The sequence below is a fragment of the Faecalibacterium langellae genome (genome assembly GCF_002549775.1).
GTDB lineage: Bacteria > Bacillota > Clostridia > Oscillospirales > Ruminococcaceae > Faecalibacterium > Faecalibacterium langellae.
This window is the reverse complement of record NZ_NMTR01000002.1, coordinates 23,344-39,079: the sequence shown is the minus strand read 5'-3', so window position 1 is coordinate 39,079 and position 15,736 is coordinate 23,344. Positions and strand designations below refer to the sequence as shown.

The 15,736-nt window shown below is 49.5% G+C and carries 21 protein-coding genes and 5 pseudogenes; 23 read left to right on the top strand and 3 right to left on the bottom strand.

Features of this window, described 5'->3' with window-relative positions; translation table 11 throughout:
* Nucleotides 1-30: 30 nt before the first annotated feature.
* Genes CGS49_RS00890 through CGS49_RS00880 form a run of 3 tightly spaced genes read right to left on the bottom strand, consistent with a single transcriptional unit; the run spans nt 31 to nt 1,944 of the window.
* Nucleotides 31-1,068: a sensor histidine kinase gene (locus tag CGS49_RS00890; RefSeq protein ID WP_097800154.1), complete on the bottom strand. Its 1,038-nt coding sequence runs from the start codon at nt 1,066-1,068 to the stop codon at nt 31-33.
* 8 nt (nt 1,069-1,076) lie between these two features.
* The gene (locus CGS49_RS00885; RefSeq protein WP_013976938.1) at nt 1,077-1,763 is read right to left on the bottom strand and encodes a response regulator transcription factor; all 687 of its coding nucleotides are present in this window, start codon (nt 1,761-1,763) and stop codon (nt 1,077-1,079) included.
* Entirely contained in the window at nt 1,756-1,944 is a 189-nt protein-coding gene (locus CGS49_RS00880) for a helix-turn-helix domain-containing protein (RefSeq protein ID WP_013976939.1), read from the bottom strand. Before CGS49_RS00880 ends, CGS49_RS00885 begins: the two co-directional genes overlap by 8 nt.
* 143 nt (nt 1,945-2,087) lie before the next feature.
* Between CGS49_RS00880 and CGS49_RS00875 the strand changes: the two are divergent.
* From CGS49_RS00875 to CGS49_RS00750, 23 genes and pseudogenes are all read left to right on the top strand, one after another.
* Nucleotides 2,088-2,336 (top strand): annotated as a pseudogene (locus tag CGS49_RS00875) (VirD4-like conjugal transfer protein, CD1115 family); the annotation flags it as partial.
* 137 nt (nt 2,337-2,473) lie between these two features.
* Nucleotides 2,474-2,602: pseudogene (locus CGS49_RS00870) on the top strand (Maff2 family mobile element protein); the annotation flags it as partial.
* 189 nt (nt 2,603-2,791) lie between these two features.
* Entirely contained in the window at nt 2,792-3,115 is a 324-nt protein-coding gene (locus CGS49_RS00865) for a PadR family transcriptional regulator (protein ID WP_055247170.1), read from the top strand.
* Nucleotides 3,112-3,696, top strand: a complete 585-nt coding sequence (locus tag CGS49_RS00860) for a DUF2812 domain-containing protein (protein WP_055247169.1) — start codon at nt 3,112-3,114, stop codon at nt 3,694-3,696. The genes CGS49_RS00865 and CGS49_RS00860 overlap by 4 nt, the downstream gene beginning before the upstream one ends.
* A gap of 157 nt (nt 3,697-3,853) precedes the next feature.
* The gene (locus tag CGS49_RS00855; RefSeq protein ID WP_097800102.1) at nt 3,854-4,297 is read left to right on the top strand and encodes a sigma-70 family RNA polymerase sigma factor; all 444 of its coding nucleotides are present in this window, start codon (nt 3,854-3,856) and stop codon (nt 4,295-4,297) included.
* Nucleotides 4,290-4,490, top strand: a complete 201-nt coding sequence (locus tag CGS49_RS00850; RefSeq protein WP_050617396.1) for a helix-turn-helix domain-containing protein — start codon at nt 4,290-4,292, stop codon at nt 4,488-4,490. Before CGS49_RS00855 ends, CGS49_RS00850 begins: the two co-directional genes overlap by 8 nt.
* Nucleotides 4,491-5,032: 542 nt before the next feature.
* Entirely contained in the window at nt 5,033-5,431 is a 399-nt protein-coding gene (locus tag CGS49_RS00835) for a plasmid mobilization protein (protein ID WP_097800153.1), read from the top strand.
* Nucleotides 5,403-7,025 carry a relaxase/mobilization nuclease domain-containing protein gene (locus CGS49_RS00830; protein WP_097800100.1) on the top strand — a complete coding sequence of 541 codons (1,623 nt, stop codon included), beginning with the start codon at nt 5,403-5,405 and terminating at the stop codon, nt 7,023-7,025. Before CGS49_RS00835 ends, CGS49_RS00830 begins: the two co-directional genes overlap by 29 nt.
* 185 nt (nt 7,026-7,210) lie before the next feature.
* Nucleotides 7,211-7,486, top strand: coding sequence for a hypothetical protein (locus tag CGS49_RS00820; RefSeq protein ID WP_242975292.1), 276 nt, complete (start codon nt 7,211-7,213; stop codon nt 7,484-7,486).
* A pseudogene (locus CGS49_RS00815) lies at nt 7,401-8,190 on the top strand (DUF4368 domain-containing protein); the annotation flags it as partial. The gene CGS49_RS00820 and the pseudogene CGS49_RS00815, both read left to right, overlap by 86 nt.
* A gap of 87 nt (nt 8,191-8,277) precedes the next feature.
* Nucleotides 8,278-8,373: pseudogene (locus tag CGS49_RS00810) on the top strand (Maff2 family mobile element protein); the annotation flags it as partial.
* Between the two features lie 136 nt (nt 8,374-8,509).
* Nucleotides 8,510-8,638: pseudogene (locus CGS49_RS00805) on the top strand (Maff2 family mobile element protein); the annotation flags it as partial.
* Between the two features lie 257 nt (nt 8,639-8,895).
* The gene (locus CGS49_RS00800; protein ID WP_003533443.1) at nt 8,896-9,408 is read left to right on the top strand and encodes an RNA polymerase sigma factor; all 513 of its coding nucleotides are present in this window, start codon (nt 8,896-8,898) and stop codon (nt 9,406-9,408) included.
* A complete protein-coding gene (locus CGS49_RS00795) occupies nt 9,401-10,105 on the top strand; it encodes a zf-HC2 domain-containing protein (RefSeq protein ID WP_015527904.1) in 705 nt (234 codons plus the stop codon). The genes CGS49_RS00800 and CGS49_RS00795 overlap by 8 nt, the downstream gene beginning before the upstream one ends.
* A gap of 116 nt (nt 10,106-10,221) precedes the next feature.
* Nucleotides 10,222-10,722, top strand: coding sequence for an RNA polymerase sigma factor (locus CGS49_RS00790; protein WP_004853592.1), 501 nt, complete (start codon nt 10,222-10,224; stop codon nt 10,720-10,722).
* The gene (locus CGS49_RS00785; protein WP_005921293.1) at nt 10,700-10,897 is read left to right on the top strand and encodes a helix-turn-helix domain-containing protein; all 198 of its coding nucleotides are present in this window, start codon (nt 10,700-10,702) and stop codon (nt 10,895-10,897) included. Before CGS49_RS00790 ends, CGS49_RS00785 begins: the two co-directional genes overlap by 23 nt.
* A 42-nt stretch (nt 10,898-10,939) precedes the next feature.
* Entirely contained in the window at nt 10,940-11,365 is a 426-nt protein-coding gene (locus CGS49_RS00780; protein ID WP_005921288.1) for a hypothetical protein, read from the top strand.
* A gap of 68 nt (nt 11,366-11,433) precedes the next feature.
* Complete coding sequence (locus CGS49_RS14085) at nt 11,434-11,736, top strand: hypothetical protein (RefSeq protein WP_179858998.1); 303 nt, start codon at nt 11,434-11,436, stop codon at nt 11,734-11,736.
* A 69-nt stretch (nt 11,737-11,805) separates the two neighbouring features.
* The gene (locus CGS49_RS00770; RefSeq protein WP_008818019.1) at nt 11,806-12,204 is read left to right on the top strand and encodes a plasmid mobilization protein; all 399 of its coding nucleotides are present in this window, start codon (nt 11,806-11,808) and stop codon (nt 12,202-12,204) included.
* Complete coding sequence (locus CGS49_RS00765; protein WP_055155943.1) at nt 12,176-13,795, top strand: relaxase/mobilization nuclease domain-containing protein; 1,620 nt, start codon at nt 12,176-12,178, stop codon at nt 13,793-13,795. The genes CGS49_RS00770 and CGS49_RS00765 overlap by 29 nt, the downstream gene beginning before the upstream one ends.
* Nucleotides 13,796-13,969: 174 nt before the next feature.
* Complete coding sequence (locus CGS49_RS14360) at nt 13,970-14,164, top strand: hypothetical protein (protein ID WP_006573562.1); 195 nt, start codon at nt 13,970-13,972, stop codon at nt 14,162-14,164.
* The gene (locus tag CGS49_RS00755) at nt 14,154-14,894 is read left to right on the top strand and encodes a phage replisome organizer N-terminal domain-containing protein (RefSeq protein ID WP_005933730.1); all 741 of its coding nucleotides are present in this window, start codon (nt 14,154-14,156) and stop codon (nt 14,892-14,894) included. Before CGS49_RS14360 ends, CGS49_RS00755 begins: the two co-directional genes overlap by 11 nt.
* Nucleotides 14,891-15,730, top strand: a complete 840-nt coding sequence (locus tag CGS49_RS00750; RefSeq protein WP_054324685.1) for an ATP-binding protein — start codon at nt 14,891-14,893, stop codon at nt 15,728-15,730. Before CGS49_RS00755 ends, CGS49_RS00750 begins: the two co-directional genes overlap by 4 nt.
* The last annotated feature ends 6 nt before the right edge of the window (nt 15,731-15,736 follow it).

Here is a 15,736-nt window from a genome sequence, read left to right as displayed (position 1 = left end):
CCGAAATATTACTGTAACCCTACACTCAGCCTACAATTTTGTAGGAATTAAAAAATTCATGGTGAAGGTCGTGCCTTTTCCAAGTTCACTGTCCACCTCAATCGTGCCGCTATGGGCTTCCACAATGGTCTTTGCCAGCGGCAGGCCCAGCCCGATGCCCTGCTTGTCCTGGGAAAAGCGGCTGCGGTAGAACCGCTTGAAAATATGGTGCAGATCCTCCGGATGGATGCCACAGCCGTTGTCCTTTACGGCGATCTGAACGGCGTTGGGCAGAGCTTTCCATGTAATATGAACCGTGTCGCCGCTCTCCGTATGGTCGAGGGCGTTTTTCACGATGTTGTCGATGGCCTCTGTCAGCCAGTCACGGTCGCAGAATAGGGAGACCTCCTCCGAACCGGACAGGATAAGTTCTTTCTGCTCCTGTTTGGCCCGGTATGCGAAATGCAGCTCAACGTCCCGCAGCATATCCGCCACATTCTCGGTCGCCTTTTCCAGTATGACAGAACCGGCGTCCAGCTTGGTGATCTTGAGCAGGCTCTGTACCAGCGTTTCAATGCGGTCAAGCTCCTGTTCGGACAGGCCGGCGAATTCTTTTACGGAGGACGCTTCTATATCTTCCTCCTGAAGCAGGCCATTATAAATATTCAGTGCCGCCAGCGGTGTTTTCAGCTGGTGGGAAATATCGGAGATCGTATTTTTCAAAAATTCCTTTTCCCGAAGCTCGTTATCTGCGTGGGCGTTCAAAACCGCCGCCAGGGAATTGACGGAATGGAACAGCCGATATAGCTCCCCCTCACTGTCGCATTCAATACGTGCGTTGCTATCCCCGTCAAGATACACATTGATCTGGGATACCGCCTGTTCCATGATCTTATTCTGCTTTTTGAAATAGGAGCAGCAAACCACCCATATAGCCGCCGCTGCCAACAAAAAAATAAGCAGCAGGCACAAAGAAAGCCTTTGATAGCGCAGCCATAAAAAGCCCTGTGCCAGCAGGAGGGATGCTGCCCAGATAACCGATACCGCAAGAAACAGATTTCTGATATCCTTATTTGCAAGTATTTTCATAGGCTGCCTCACCCTACTACATTCCATTTATAGCCCATGCGACGGACGGTCAGGAGCATCTGCGGGTCACTGGGGTTATCCTCAATCTTCATGCGAAGCCGCCGCATATACACGGTGAGGGTGCTGCTGTCGATATAATTTCCGTCGCAGTCCCACAGTTTATCTAATATCTGCTCCTTGGTAAGCACCGTATTGGGGTTTCGCATAAACAGGCACAGCAGCTTGTATTCAGCAGCGGTCAAATCCAACAGCTCCCCATTTTTGAAAGCCTGACCCTGCAGCAAAAGAACCTTGATTCCGTTCGATTGCAGTTCTGTGTCCGTTGCGCTGAAATCCTTTGCACGGCGAAGCAGGGCATTGACCCGTGAAACCAGGACTCCAAGCTTGAAGGGCTTGGTGATATAGTCGTCGCCGCCCATATCCAGCCCCATAATGATACTCGTTTCTTCGTCCGAAGCGGTCAGAAAGATGATCGGCACCTTGGAAACCTGCCGCACCCGTTTGCAAAATTCAAAGCCGGTGCCGTCCGGCAGGGATACATCCAGTACCAACAAATCATACCTGCCATCCGCCCACAGCGCATCCGCTTCTTTCAACGTTCTGGCAATATTCAATTCAAATCCCTGCTTCTTGAACGCAAAGGAAAGCCCGTTGATCAGGCTCAAATCATCTTCCAAAAGTAATATCTTACTCATGCTTCTGTTCCTTTCCCTGTTTCGTCCGGCCATCAATCGGCTTTTCCGCAGTTTTGGGAATCAGCCAAACACCGGCCATCTTTACAGCGCTGGGGATACGACCACCAGCGCAATAATAATTTACCCTACGAGGTGACACGCTCCATTTCTCAGCGGCCTCTTTCAATGTCATATAATCCATTTCGCACCTCCATCGAGTATATTATAGTTCTGCGTTTCGAACAATGCAAGGCAGAAAACATGAATAAGAAAAGGACAAGCACTATGAAAGACTGCTTTCTTTGATAGTGCTTGTCCTTTTTTGAATTTACCACTTGACATTGTGGCAAAGAACTTATGAGCCGGGATGAACTGGCGGTGCTGGATGGCGGCAAGTGCATCCTGCAACTGCGGGGTGTGCGCCCGTTTTTGAGCGACAAGTACGACCTGACCCAGCACCCGAACTATAAGTACACCTCCGATTATGACCCCAAGAACGCCCTCGATATCGAGAAGTTCTTGAATCGAAAAGAAAAAATCCACCCGGATGATACCTTCATCATGGTGGATGCTGATTCACTCCCGCCCGCCTGATAAGACGAGCGGTTATTTTTTACCCATTGACCCAACAGGTACACCGGAAAATCAGCCTTCGCCGTGGTTTTCGGCTTTTTGCAAACGGATTTCAGGTGTGTGCAGGGTCACTTTTTCAAAACAAAGGAGATTTTTCTATGGAATTCTTTAACAGCGCAGTGGACGTTCTGAAGACTCTGGTTGTGGCATTGGGTGCCGGTCTGGGCGTGTGGGGTGCCGTCAACCTGATGGAGGGTTACGGCGGCGATAACCCCTCCGCAAATGCTCATGTGCGGTAAAGAAGCTAAAACAAGACAAAGGCAGCCAAGGCTACCGCTATACCGTATAAGAATGGAGCAGTAACACCAAGATGTTGCTGCTTCATTTTCATATTTCCAAATTTCTTTGAACGCTGTTGACTTCTATTACGGTTAGTGATATATTTATTACAGTAACCGTAACAAGGAGGATAAACAATGCGTGATAATATGAAAGGTGGTGCGCTTACAGAAGTGACATTTTACATTTTACTTTCTCTCTATGCTCCAAAACATGGATATGCTGTCATGCAATTTATCGAAGAAAAAACAGGTGGGCGGCTTTCATTGGGAGCAGGCACTTTGTATGGTGCGCTAAACTCTTTGCAGGAAAAGAAATGGATTAAGCCTTGCGGAGATTGTGAAGGTAGAAAAAAAGAATACATCATTACCTCACTGGGAAAAGAAGTTGCGAAAAAAGAACTTGTAAGGCTTAATGAACTTGTAGAGGTTGCAAGTGGAATTATTGGAGGTACAGTATGAGAAAAAAATGTTATCATTTTTTTGGTGGTCTGTTGAATGCACAGGCGAATTGGCTGAATAAAATGTCGGAGAAGGGCTATCGTCTTATTCGAGCGGGGAAAATGTTATATGAGTTTGAAGAATGTAAACCTAATGAAGTAAAATACTGTGTAGAATTTATCGGAGAAAAATCGAAAGAGAATGCAAAAGACTATTCCCTCTTTTTGGAAGATATGGGCTATAAGGTATTTTTCAAAAATATCAATCTTAACTATTCTGTCGGTAAGGTGCGTTGGCGTCCATGGGCTGAAAAAGGCGGACGCATTGCGACCAACACTACAACCTTCAACCGTGAATTGTTGATTGTAGAAAAAGAGAATGATGGAAAGCCGTTTGAACTTCATACTTCCTATGAGGACAAGGAAAACTATTACAGAAATCTGCGTAATCCATGGTTGTTGATACTGCTTATGTTTGCAATATTTGCAGTTATAAATCATTCGATTGTTTTTGGTGTGCTTGCTTTGATTTCTCTGATTCCCGTTCTTGTATATCAAATACAAATCATGCACAACAGACAAGAAGCAAAAACACAAGAATGATAATATAAATAGCAAATCCAGCCGAGCCAGTCAACGGCAAGTAAATGGGCTACGCCCACCGTTGACAGCCCCGACTGTCCTTGCTGGTGGGTAATCAAGGGGCGACAGCAAAAAGTGCTGCCGCCCTTTCCCATAATCGAAGAAAGGGGGATTTTACATGACTGAATACGAAGCCTATCAAGAACATATCCGCTATACCCATGATACCTACTGCCGGATTGTTATTCGTCATGCGTCCTTTGACGCTGCCCGTATGCTGGCAGCGAGGTGGAAACGGGAAATCTCCCTTGAATATTTGACCGAGGAAAAGTTTGTCCCACTAAGCACCACGGACGAGTATTTTCAAGTGCCAGACTATGGCGAAACATATCCGTTTTCTGTCCGAGGTCAGACGATACTTTTAGATAGCTGCTCCCTTGCGGCGGCTCTTGCCGGACTTCCGGAACAGACGCAGGAGGAAATCTTTTTGTATTACTTCCAGCACTTGACGCAGAAAGAAATCGGAGAACAAAGCGGCTGGACACGCAGCACAATCGGACGGCATATCCAGCTTGCCTTGAAGCGGCTGAAAGAGGAAATGGAGGTGCTGCCCCATGAGTGACCGACTTCTCCCCTATGACACGATTATAAAGGCACATGAGGGCGACCCCATAGCGATACAAGCTGTCCTTGACCGATACGCCGGATATATCCGCTACTTCTCCAAGATGAACGGCTATTATAACTCTGATATGGAGGACTACATCAGAACAAAGCTGATTGAAAGCCTGTTCAAGTTTCGGCTTGACCGATAACATAAAAACTGAATATCCCGCCGCCCCGCAGCGGCACATGAAGCAGTAAATCCGAAAAAGATTTGCTGCTTTTTTTGCGCCTATTTTTGGCAAATTTCCAAATGTTCCGTATTAGACAGTGAAGCCAAAAAAGATTGCCGTTTTTTTCAGACGGCGAGCAAAACACAGTTTCCAAAACGCCTTATTGTCGGGAAAGACCACGCCGCAGGAAAAGTTCTTGCCGGAAAGTCCGTCATTTTTGCTTTTTGCGGTGTTGTAGGGAGTAAGGGGAGAACGCCGCCCGCAGCCTTTTATAAAAAAGCTGGTTATAGATTTCCCGAAAAAGTGGCAGTAGCAAGTGAACGGCAGTCCGGCAGTTTCTTAGAGCAAGATTCTACCACGGTGCCAAAATCCGCATATCTGCGGTTTTGCCCCTTTGGTAAATCTTGTTGGGGAGTGCCTTCCCCAAACCCTGCTATGCGGCTTGTGCCGCTTGAAAATCCCACCAAAAATACTTAAAAAATCGCCCACAAAACGGCGGTAAGTGAAAGGAGTTGATACCCATAGGAAAGCGATACAATACGCCCCACCGAAGCCATGTAGTCAAGACACGCATGACCGAAGAAGAATATGCCGACTTCACCGAGCGGCTGAAACACTATGACATGAGCCAAGCCGAGTTTATCCGGCAAGCCATAACCGGGGCAGCCATACGCCCCATCATAACTGTTTCCCCCGTCAATGACGAGCTGCTTGCCACTGTCGGGAAGCTGACCGCCGAATACGGCAGGATCGGCGGCAACTTAAACCAGATAGCCCGGACGCTGAACGAGTGGCACACTCCCTATCCGCAGCTTGTCGGGGAAATACGGGCGGCGGTTTCCGACCTTGCTGCCCTAAAGTTTGAAGTCTTGCAGAAAGTGGGTGACGCTGTTGGCAACATTCAAACATATCAGCTCTAAAAATGCCGACTATGGCGCAGCGGAAGCCTACCTCACATTTGAGCATGACGAGTTTACCATGAAGCCCACCCTTGACGAAACCGGGCGGCTCATACTCCGGGAGGATTATCGGATAGCCACGCTGAACTGCGGCGAGGAAGATTTTGCTGTTGCCTGTATGCGAGCCAATCTCCGCTATGAGAAAAACCAAAAACGGGAAGATGTGAAAAGCCACCACTATATCATCAGCTTTGACCCACGGGACGGGACAGACAACGGCTTGACCACAGACCGGGCGCAGAAGCTGGGCGAGCAGTTCTGTAAAGAGCATTTCCCCGGACACCAAGCCCTTGTATGCACCCACCCGGACGGGCATAACCACAGCGGCAATATCCATGTGCATATCGTCATCAACTCCCTGCGGATTTACGAAGTCCCGCTTCTGCCCTACATGGACAGACCAGCCGATACACGGGAGGGCTGCAAGCACCGCTGCACCAACGCCGCTATGGAATATTTCAAGAGTGAAGTCATGGAGATGTGCCACCGGGAGGGGCTTTACCAAATCGACCTTTTGAACGGCAGCAAGGAACGGATAACGGAACGGGAATACTGGGCGGCAAAGAAAGGGCAGCTTGCCCTTGATAAAGAGAACGCCGCCAGAGAAGCCGCCGGACAGCCAACCAAGCCCACCAAGTTTGAAACGGACAAGGCGAAGCTGCGCCGGACGATACGGCAGGCACTTTCCCAAGCTACCAGCTTTGACGAGTTTTCTTCCCTTTTGCTGCGGGAGGGTGTGACCGTCAAGGAGAGCCGGGGGCGGCTTTCCTACCTCACGCCGGACAGGACAAAGCCTATCACAGCCCGGAAGCTGGGGGACGATTTTGACAAGGCTGCTGTCCTTGCCCTGCTCACGCAGAACGCCCACAGAGCCGCCGAACAGAGCAAAGCCATACCGGAATACCCCCACACCCAAAAGGGACGCTTGCGGGAGGAAAAAGCCACAAAAACCACCCCGGCAGACAACACCTTGCAGCGCATGGTTGACCGGGAAGCAAAGCGAGCCGAGGGAAAGGGCGTGGGCTATGACCGCTGGGCGGCAAAGCACAACCTAAAGCAAATGGCAGCTACCGTTACCGCCTATCAGCAGTATGGATTTTCTTCCCCGGAGGAACTGGACGAAGCCTGTTCTGCCACTTATACCGCCATGCAGGAAAGCCTTGCAGAGCTAAAGCAGGTGGAAAAGACGCTAAACGGGAAAAAGGAGCTGCAACGGCAGGTGCTTGCCTATTCCAAGACCCGCCCTGTCCGGGACGGGCTGAAACAGCAGAAAAACGCCAAAGCAAAAGCAGCCTACCGTCAGAAGCACGAAAGCGACTTTACCATAGCAGACGCAGCCGCCCGTTATTTCAGAGAGAACGGCATTTCCAAGCTGCCGAGCTATAAATCCCTGCAAGCAGAGATTGAAAGCCTTATCAAAGAGAAAAACAGCGGCTACAACGATTACCGGGCAAAACGGGAGGAATACCGCCGCTTACAGACTGTCAAGGGCAATATCGACCAGATTTTACGCCGGGAGCGCAAGCCTGTGAAAAGGCAGGAACAGGAGCGATAAAAACCGCCCCCAAAATGTACCCGAACCCATACAGAACAAGGGGGCTGCCCCGTACCCTATCCGCAATACTAAAGGATTTTTTAACGGGCTTACAGGGCAGAAAACCCCCGAAAATGATACCGAGATGATACAGAATTACCGCCGATACCGTCATACCAGCGGAAACGGCAGAAAGGAGCGCACCCATGCCAAGAATGAGCAAGAAACGGCGGCTGGAATGGTCTTTTTTCCTGCGGCAAGTGAAAGTCGGGAATACCACCTGCGACCGTATCACATACAACGACCTCTGCCGGGGCTGTACCCATAGCTGCAAGCAGAGCTTCCGGGCGGTTATCATACTCTGCCCCCGCTACTACTCCAAACGCCGGAAAAAGGAGGATAGGGCGAAACTACCTGCAAGTGGGAATGTACACGGAAATGATTTTCCCACAGAAAGGTGTCCGCTTCATCGCTATCAATGATGGAGTGGACAGCGCACAGGGCGACAATGACTTTGCCCCGCTGCGGAATATCTTTAACGAATGGCTGGTGAGAGATACGAGCAAGAAAATCAAAGCAGACGGACAAGCGCAAGCAGGACTGTTATATCTGCGGCAACTACAAGAAACGCACCCATGACTGTACGGCGCACTTTATCCGCACCGACCTTTTGACCGCTGGTGTACTCTCCAATCTGCGGAAAGTGACCAGCTATGCGGCAAAGCATGAAGCCCGGTTTATGAAGCTCTTGATTGAGCAGAACGAGGACGGGGGCAAGCGCAGGAACGCCGCCAAGAAAAAGGAGCTGGAAGCCGCCGAGAAACGCATAGCCGAGTTATCTGCTATCTTCAAGCGGCTGTATGAGGACAGTGTGACCGGGCGCATATCAGACGAGCGTTTCACAGAACTGTCGGCAGACTATGAAGCAGAGCAACGGGAACTGAAAGAAAGAGCCGCCGCTATCCAAGCGGAGCTTTCCAAAGCACAGGAAGCTACCGTGAACGCAGAAAAGTTTATGAATGTTGTCCGGCGGCATACCAGCTTTGAAGAACTTACCCCTACTCTGCTGCGGGAGTTTGTAGAGAAAATCGTTGTGCATGAGTGTAGCTATGACGAGAACAAGACCCGCAGACAGGACATTGAGATTTATTATTCTTTTGTTGGCAAGGTGGACTTGCCCGAATAACCGCCCGACCTATCCGACACAAGAGCTAAGTGCCGGATAGGAACGGCAAAATTTTTTACGCTTCTATTACTTCTTTATCACACATAAGCAAAAAGTCAGGGTATGAAGCAGCTGATAGCTGGCGGTGGCGTTGCCCTGATCGGTATCACTCTGGTGCCCCTGCTGTCCGGTCTGTTCGGCTAATTCGCTCTCACAATAAACACCGTTTGACCCATAAGTACACCAGTAAATTAACTCTCGCCGCAGCTTTCGGCACAGTAACAAACGGATTTCAGGTGTGTGCAGGGTCGCTTTTTTCAAAACAAAGGAGATTTTTTCTATGGAATTCTTTAACAGTGCAGTTGACGTTCTGAAGACTCTGGTCGTGGCACTGGGTGCCGGTCTGGGCGTGTGGGGTGCTGTGAACCTCATGGAAGGTTACGGCGGTGATAACCCCTCTGCCAATGCTCATGTACGGTAGAGAAGCACAAAGCAAAACAAGGATAGCCAGCCCTGCCACTATTCCGAAGTCAGGGGAACGCAATAGAAAAATTCATAGCTGTATGCTATACTTAATTAGCATTTGAACATATCAAGCTGACACAGCAATCTCTTTACTTGCCGTTAATGCGCGTCTACCAATAGTCCGCACAAAGCAAGAGTAGCGTAAAGGTATAAAAATTTCAAACTTCTTTGTAACGAAATTCCGATTTCTCCGTCTAACCTATGAAGCTGAAGGAGGTGATGACAAGTATGGACTATGAAAAACTCTATAAAGCCTACTATTTACAGGTATACTCGTATACTATTTCTCTTGCCAAAAATCGTGAGATAGCAGAGGAAATCACGCAGAACACATTCTATAAGGCTGTTTCTACAACATCACAATTCAAAGGTAAGTCAGATGAATTGACATGGCTCTGCTCCATAGCAAAAAATCTTTACCATGATGAAATGCGAAGCCGTCAGCGAGTAGCTGATGTGAGTGAAATCAATGACTTGCCATCAAATGAAAATGTTGAGAACTCAGTTGCAGATTCTGACATGGCGTTCCGCATACACCTCGTTCTTCACCGTTTGGAAGAACCATACAAAGAAGTCTTTCAGCTTCGCGTATTCGGGGAACTATCTTTTTCACAAATCGCTGCAATTTTTGGAAAAACAGAATCATGGGCGAGAGTTACTTATCATCGTGCAAAGCTAAAAATTCAAGAAAGGATGGATGAAAAGCATGAGTAAACAATGCGATATTGTTCGAGATATTCTTCCGCTGTATGTTGACGATGCTTGCAGCGAAGCAAGCGCAGAGATGGTAAAAGAGCATTTGAACGCCTGTGCTGACTGTAACGCAATTTATCAGAAATTGCTTTCTCACACGAGCGAAGATGTTCTTCACGAAGAAAGCGAAAGCGTTATTATGCGCCATGAGGCAAAAGAAAAGCAGAGAGGCAGAAAAAAGATAACGATTGCTGTTCTCGTTTCCATCGCTCTTTGTATCATTGCAATTTTTACAGCTCTCTTTCTGTTACCTATAAACATTGCTTATGAGCCTGTCAAAATCGACTTCCCATTTGAGGTTGAAGATGTCGAAAACGTTGAAATGTACCACTATGACGGAGTGCCTGCATCAGCAGAAAAGAAAGTAGTTGTTGCTGAAAATGATATAAAGACCCTGTATGATAAGTTCAAGGGCTTATCCCTAAAAGACAAAACGACTGAGGAAACTGCCGGAGCAGATGTGACCAGCTTTAGATTTAACCTCTCAGATGGAACAAGCTACGATTTGATTTACGCCTGCTATGGGGTTAAAAACGGCGAATTGAAGTCAGCAGCAGGCGGTTTTAAGTATTTCACAAGTGCGGATATCGGCTCTTATTGGAACAATTTGAATACGGAACTTGAGGCAATTCCTATCAATGAGAGTGAATTGCCGTGAGCAGATAGCAAACCCAGCCGAGCCTGTCAACGGTCAAGATGAACGGCGCAAATGCGCCGCCGTTGACAGCCCCGCCCGTCTTTGCTGTTCGGTAATCAAGAGGGCGACAGCACAAGATGCTGCCGCCCTCTGCCATTATTCAGAAAGGGGGATTTTCCATGACCGAACACGAAAAGTATCAAGAACATATCCGGCATACACACGATGCCTTTTGCAAGACTGTTATTCGCCACGCTGCCATAGACGCAGCCCGGAGCATACGGAGCCGCCGCAAGCGGGAAATCTCGCTTGAATATCTGATAGAAGAAAAACACTATCCATTCAGTACCACAGATAAATACTTTGCGGAGCAATCCGGCATGACCAGCTATCCGCTTTTCGTCTGTGGTCAGATGGTGCTTTTGGAAAGTCCAGAGCTTGCCGCAGCCCTGTCCGCACTATCACAGATGGAACAGGAAATCATTTTCTTGTACTACTTCCAACGATTGACGCATAGGGAGATTGGACGGAGATATGGACGGGCTGGCAACACAACCGGGCGGCGTATTCAGATGATTTTACGGCGGCTACGGGCAGAGTTGGAGGGTTTGTCCTATGAGCCAGCTACTTCCCTATGAGACAATCGTTAAGGCAAGCGAGGGCGACCCGGAAGCTGTTGCCGCCGTCCTATCCCATTATGCGGGATATGTCCGCTCTTGTGCGAAAATGGACGGACAGATTAACACGGATATGCAGGAGCATATCGTCAGGCAACTGATAGAAAGCCTGTTGAAGTTCCGCTTTGACCGCTAAACAGAAAAGTTGTATAATTAGAGCCTGACAAATTAAACTTCAATGAGGGTAGAGCAAATGGAACAGATTATCAATTATAGAGACATACCCACAGATAAAAGGATTGACATATTAAATGCTCTTGAGCGAATAGGTTTTTTTCCGGCATACGGCGGCGTGAGAACAATGCAGCAAATTATGGAAAAGTCAGTTCCAGGTTCAGGCCCACAATTCTATTTCGTTTTCCGTGAAAATGAGTTGATAGGGTACAATTTTCTCATTGGGGACACTAAGAAATATAAAGCGTTCCCATGGCTTGCTATTAGCAATATGGATGAGCAGAAGTTGACTGTTTGTGAAGAACTGATGAAAATACAAATTGCCTTTTTTGAAGAACTCGGAATGCAAAAGATAGCAGATCATTGCGTTAGGATTATGGAAGATTACAGAAAAGGAATTGGAAAGCGGAAAGAAAGCGATTGCAGATAAATTCCATTTGAAAAACGGCTGACAATTTAATACCGCCGCCCATCACAGCGGCAGATAAGCAGTAAATCTTGAAAAGGTTTACTGCTTTTTTTGCGCCCATTTTCAAAAATCTTTGGCAAACCACACCGCCGGATTGTTGTAGGGAGCAGACAGGGAAAATAAAAAAATTTTCGCTGCGTTTGCCAAAACGCCCCCTTTTCACCGTTGTAGTGGTGAACAGCGGGCAGAACACGCCGCCGCAATCGCTATATTGGTGGAGCAAGCCAGTATATCCGCAAACCAGAGCCGCCGAGGAAAGCGGTAGTTTTTTAGAGCAAGATTCTACCACGGTGCCAAAATCCGCATATCTGCGGTTTTGCCCCCTTTGGTAAATCTTGTTGGGGAGTGCCTTCCCCAAACCCTGCTCATGCGCCCTGTCGGGCGAGAAAGGAGGTCAACGCTTGAAGAAAAAATATAACACACCCCACCGCTGCCATGTGGTCAAAACCCGCATGACCGAGGAAGAATACGCCGACTTTACCGAGCGGCTGAAACACTATGACATGAGCCAATCCGAATTTATCCGGCAAGCCATTACACGGGCGACCATTCGTCCCATCGTTACCGTTTCCCCGGTCAATGATGAACTGTTGTCCGCCGTTGGCAGGCTGACCGCCGAATACGGAAAAATCGGTGGCAACCTCAATCAGATTGCCCGCGCCCTCAACGAGTACGGCACACCATACAACGCCCTGTCCGTTGAAGTCCGCGCCGCCATTTCTGACCTTGCTGCCTTGAAGTTTGAAGTCCTGCGAAAGGTAGGTGACGCTGTTGGCAACATTCAAACATATCAGCTCTAAAAATGCGGATTATGGCGCAGCCGAGCAGTACCTCACCTTTGAACATGACGAGTTTACCATGAAGCCCACCCTTGATGAAAACGGGCGGCTCATGCTCAGAGAGGACTATCGAATAGCCACGCTGAACTGCGGCGACGAGGATTTTGCCGTTGCCTGTATGCGCTCCAATCTCCGCTATGGGAAGAACCAGAAGCGGGAAGATGTAAAAAGCCACCACTACATTATCAGCTTTGACCCACGGGACGCGGTGGACAACGGTTTGACCGTAGACCGGGCGCAGGCGTTGGGCGAGGAATTTTGCCGGAAGCAGTTTCCCGGACACCAAGCCATTGTCTGCACCCACCCGGACGGACACAACCACAGCGGCAATATCCATGTGCATATCGTTATCAATTCTCTGCGGATAGAGGAAGTTCCGTTCCTGCCTTACATGGACAGACCGGCAGACACCCGCGCCGGGTGCAAACACCGCTGCACAGACGCGGCGATGGAATACTTCAAAGCCGAAGTCATGGAGCTGTGCCACCGGGAAAATCTCTATCAAATCGACCTTTTGCATGGCAGCAAAAACCGCATTACCGAGCGTGAGTATTGGGCGCAGCGGAAAGGGCAGGCAAAGCTGGACAAGGAAGTTGCCGCCTTGCCAGCCGAGGAGCAGCCAGCCAAGCCCACGAAGTTTGAAACAGACAAGGAAAAATTGCGGCAGGCCATACGCACCGCGCTGTCCTCTGCCACAAGCTATGGCGAGTTCGCCGCCGTTCTCTTGCAACAGGGCGTGACTGTCAAGGAGAGCCGAGGGCGGCTATCCTACCTCACGCCGGACAGGACAAAGCCCATTACCGCCCGCAAGCTGGGAGATGATTTTGACCGCGCTGCCGTTCTTGCCCTTTTGGAACAGAACGCCCACAGAGCCGCCGAGCAGACCGCAACCGTACCCGAATACCCCCGCAACATAAGGGAGCGTTTGCAGGGCAAAAAAGCTGTCCAAACCACCCCGGAAAAGGACGGTATTCAGCGCATGGTTGACCGGGCAGCGAAGCGAGCGGAGGGAAAGGGCGCGGGCTATGACCGCTGGGCGGCAGTCCACAATCTGAAACAAATGGCGGCTACCGTTGCCGCCTACGGGCAGTACGGCTATTCGCCGGAGGAGCTGGACGCAGCCCTGGTATCTGCCAATGCGGATTTACAGGACAGCACCGCCAAGCTGAAAGCCCTGGACGCTGCTATCCGGGAGAAAAAGGAGCTTCAGACACAGGTGCTTGCCTATGCCAAGACCAAGCCTGCCCGTGACGGTCTGAAAGCACAGAAAACGGAGAAAGCCCGCAGCACCTATCGGGAACGGCACGAAAGCGATTTTATCATAGCGGACGCAGCCACCCGTTATTTCCGGGCGCATGGCGTTTCCAAGCTGCCAAGCCATAAAGCCCTGCAAGCGGAAATCGAGCAGCTTACCGCCGAAAAGAACGCCCATTACAACGAATACCGGGAGAAAAAAGCCCGTGTCAAGGAGCTGCATACCGTGAAAAGCAATCTTTCTCAAATCCTGCAAGGCGAGAAAGACAGAGAGAAAAAGCACGAACATGAGCGTTAAAAACCGCCCCGAAACGATACCAAAACAGGGATATGCCCTGCACCCTATCCGCAATACTGCCCACCTTTGAAACGGGGCGCACAGCGCAGGAAATCCCCGAAAATGACACCGAGAAACTACATTTTTACCGACCTATCCGCTTATACCAGCGGAAACGGCAGAAAGGAGCGAGAAATGCCACGTATGAGCAAAAAGCGGCGGTTGGAATGGAGCTTTTTCCTCAACCACCGAAACCGTATTACCTACAATGACCTTTGCCGGGGCTGCACACACGGCTGCAAGCAGAGCTTCCGGGCGATTATCGTCCTCTGCCCCCGGTATTTCTCTAAGAGATGGAAACACAGGGAGGACACCGCCAATGGCAGATAACCGCAAATATTACTACCTCAAACTGAAAGAAAACTTCTTCGACAGCGATTCCATTGTGCTGTTGGAGGACATGAAAGACGGGATTTTGTATTCCAATATCCTCTTGAAGCTGTACTTAAAATCGCTGAAAAATGGCGGCAGATTGCAGCTTGACGAGCATATCCCCTATACCGCCCAGATGATAGCCACGCTGACCCGTCACCAAATCGGGACGGTGGAACGGGCATTAGCCATCTTCCAGCAGTTAGGGCTTGTGGAGCAGCTTGACTGCGGGCTACTTTATATGACCGACATCGAGCTGATGATCGGTCAATCCTCTACCGAAGCGGAACGGAAACGCGCCGCAAGGCTTGAAAATAAGGCACTTTTGCCGCCGCGGACAAATGGCGGACATTTGTCCGACATTCGTCCACCAGAGATAGAGATAAAGAAAGAGATAGATATAGAGTTAGAAAAAGAGGAAGAGTTAAAGGGACAAGCCCTCGCCCGCAGCTATGGCAGATATGAGAATGTATTTCTGACTGATACGGAGCTTTCCGAACTGCAAGCGGAGCTGCCCGAAAAATGGGCGTACTATATTGAGCGGCTTTCCGGCTATATCGCGTCCACGGGCAAGAAATATAAAAACCACGCCGCCACTATTCGCAGATGGGCGGCAGACGATACCGCAAAGGCTGCCCCGAAACAGGGCATACCCGAATACACCTGCAAGGAGGGCGAGAGCTTATGAGTAATCTGTTTACAGAACGAGTTTTGAATATGACGGCTGTTACCCCACAGCCGGAGGACTACATGGGCGAGGACGGACTGCTTTACTGCGGCAAGTGTCACACTCCGAAAGAAGCCTACTTCCCGGAAAAGCAAGCCGCCTTGTTTGGGCGTGACCGCCACCCGGCAGAATGTGACTGCCAGAAAGCCCAGCGTTTGGAGCGTGAAGCCGCCGAACAGCGCAGAAAGCACCTTGACACCGTGGAGGACTTGAAACGCCGGGGATTTACCAATCCTACCATGCAGGAATGGACTTTCGCCAACGACAACGGGAAATGCCCGCAAATGGAGATTGCACACTTCTATGTGGAGCATTGGGAAATCATGCGCGAGGAAAATATCGGCTATCTGCTATGGGGCAAGGTCGGCACAGGAAAAAGCTATTTTGCCGGTTGTATCGCTAATGCCCTCATGGAGCAGGAAGTCGCTGTCCGCATGACGAACTTCTCTGCGATTTTGAATGACCTGACCGCCAGCTTTGAGGGGCGCAACGAGTATATCGAGCGTCTTTGCCGTTTTCCTCTGCTTATCATTGATGATTTTGGAATGGAGCGCGGCACAGAGTACGGTTTAGAACAGGTCTACAATGTGATTGACAGCCGCTACCGCAGCCGCAAGCCCTTAATCGTTACCACCAATCTGACATTGGACAGCCTGCAAAATCCGCTGGACACCGCCCATGCCCGGATTTATGACCGCCTTTTGGAAATGTGCGCCCCTATCCTCTTTACGGGAGAGAACTTCCGCCGTGAAACGGCGCAAGCCAAGCTGAACAGACTAAAAGAATTGATGAAATGAAAGGAG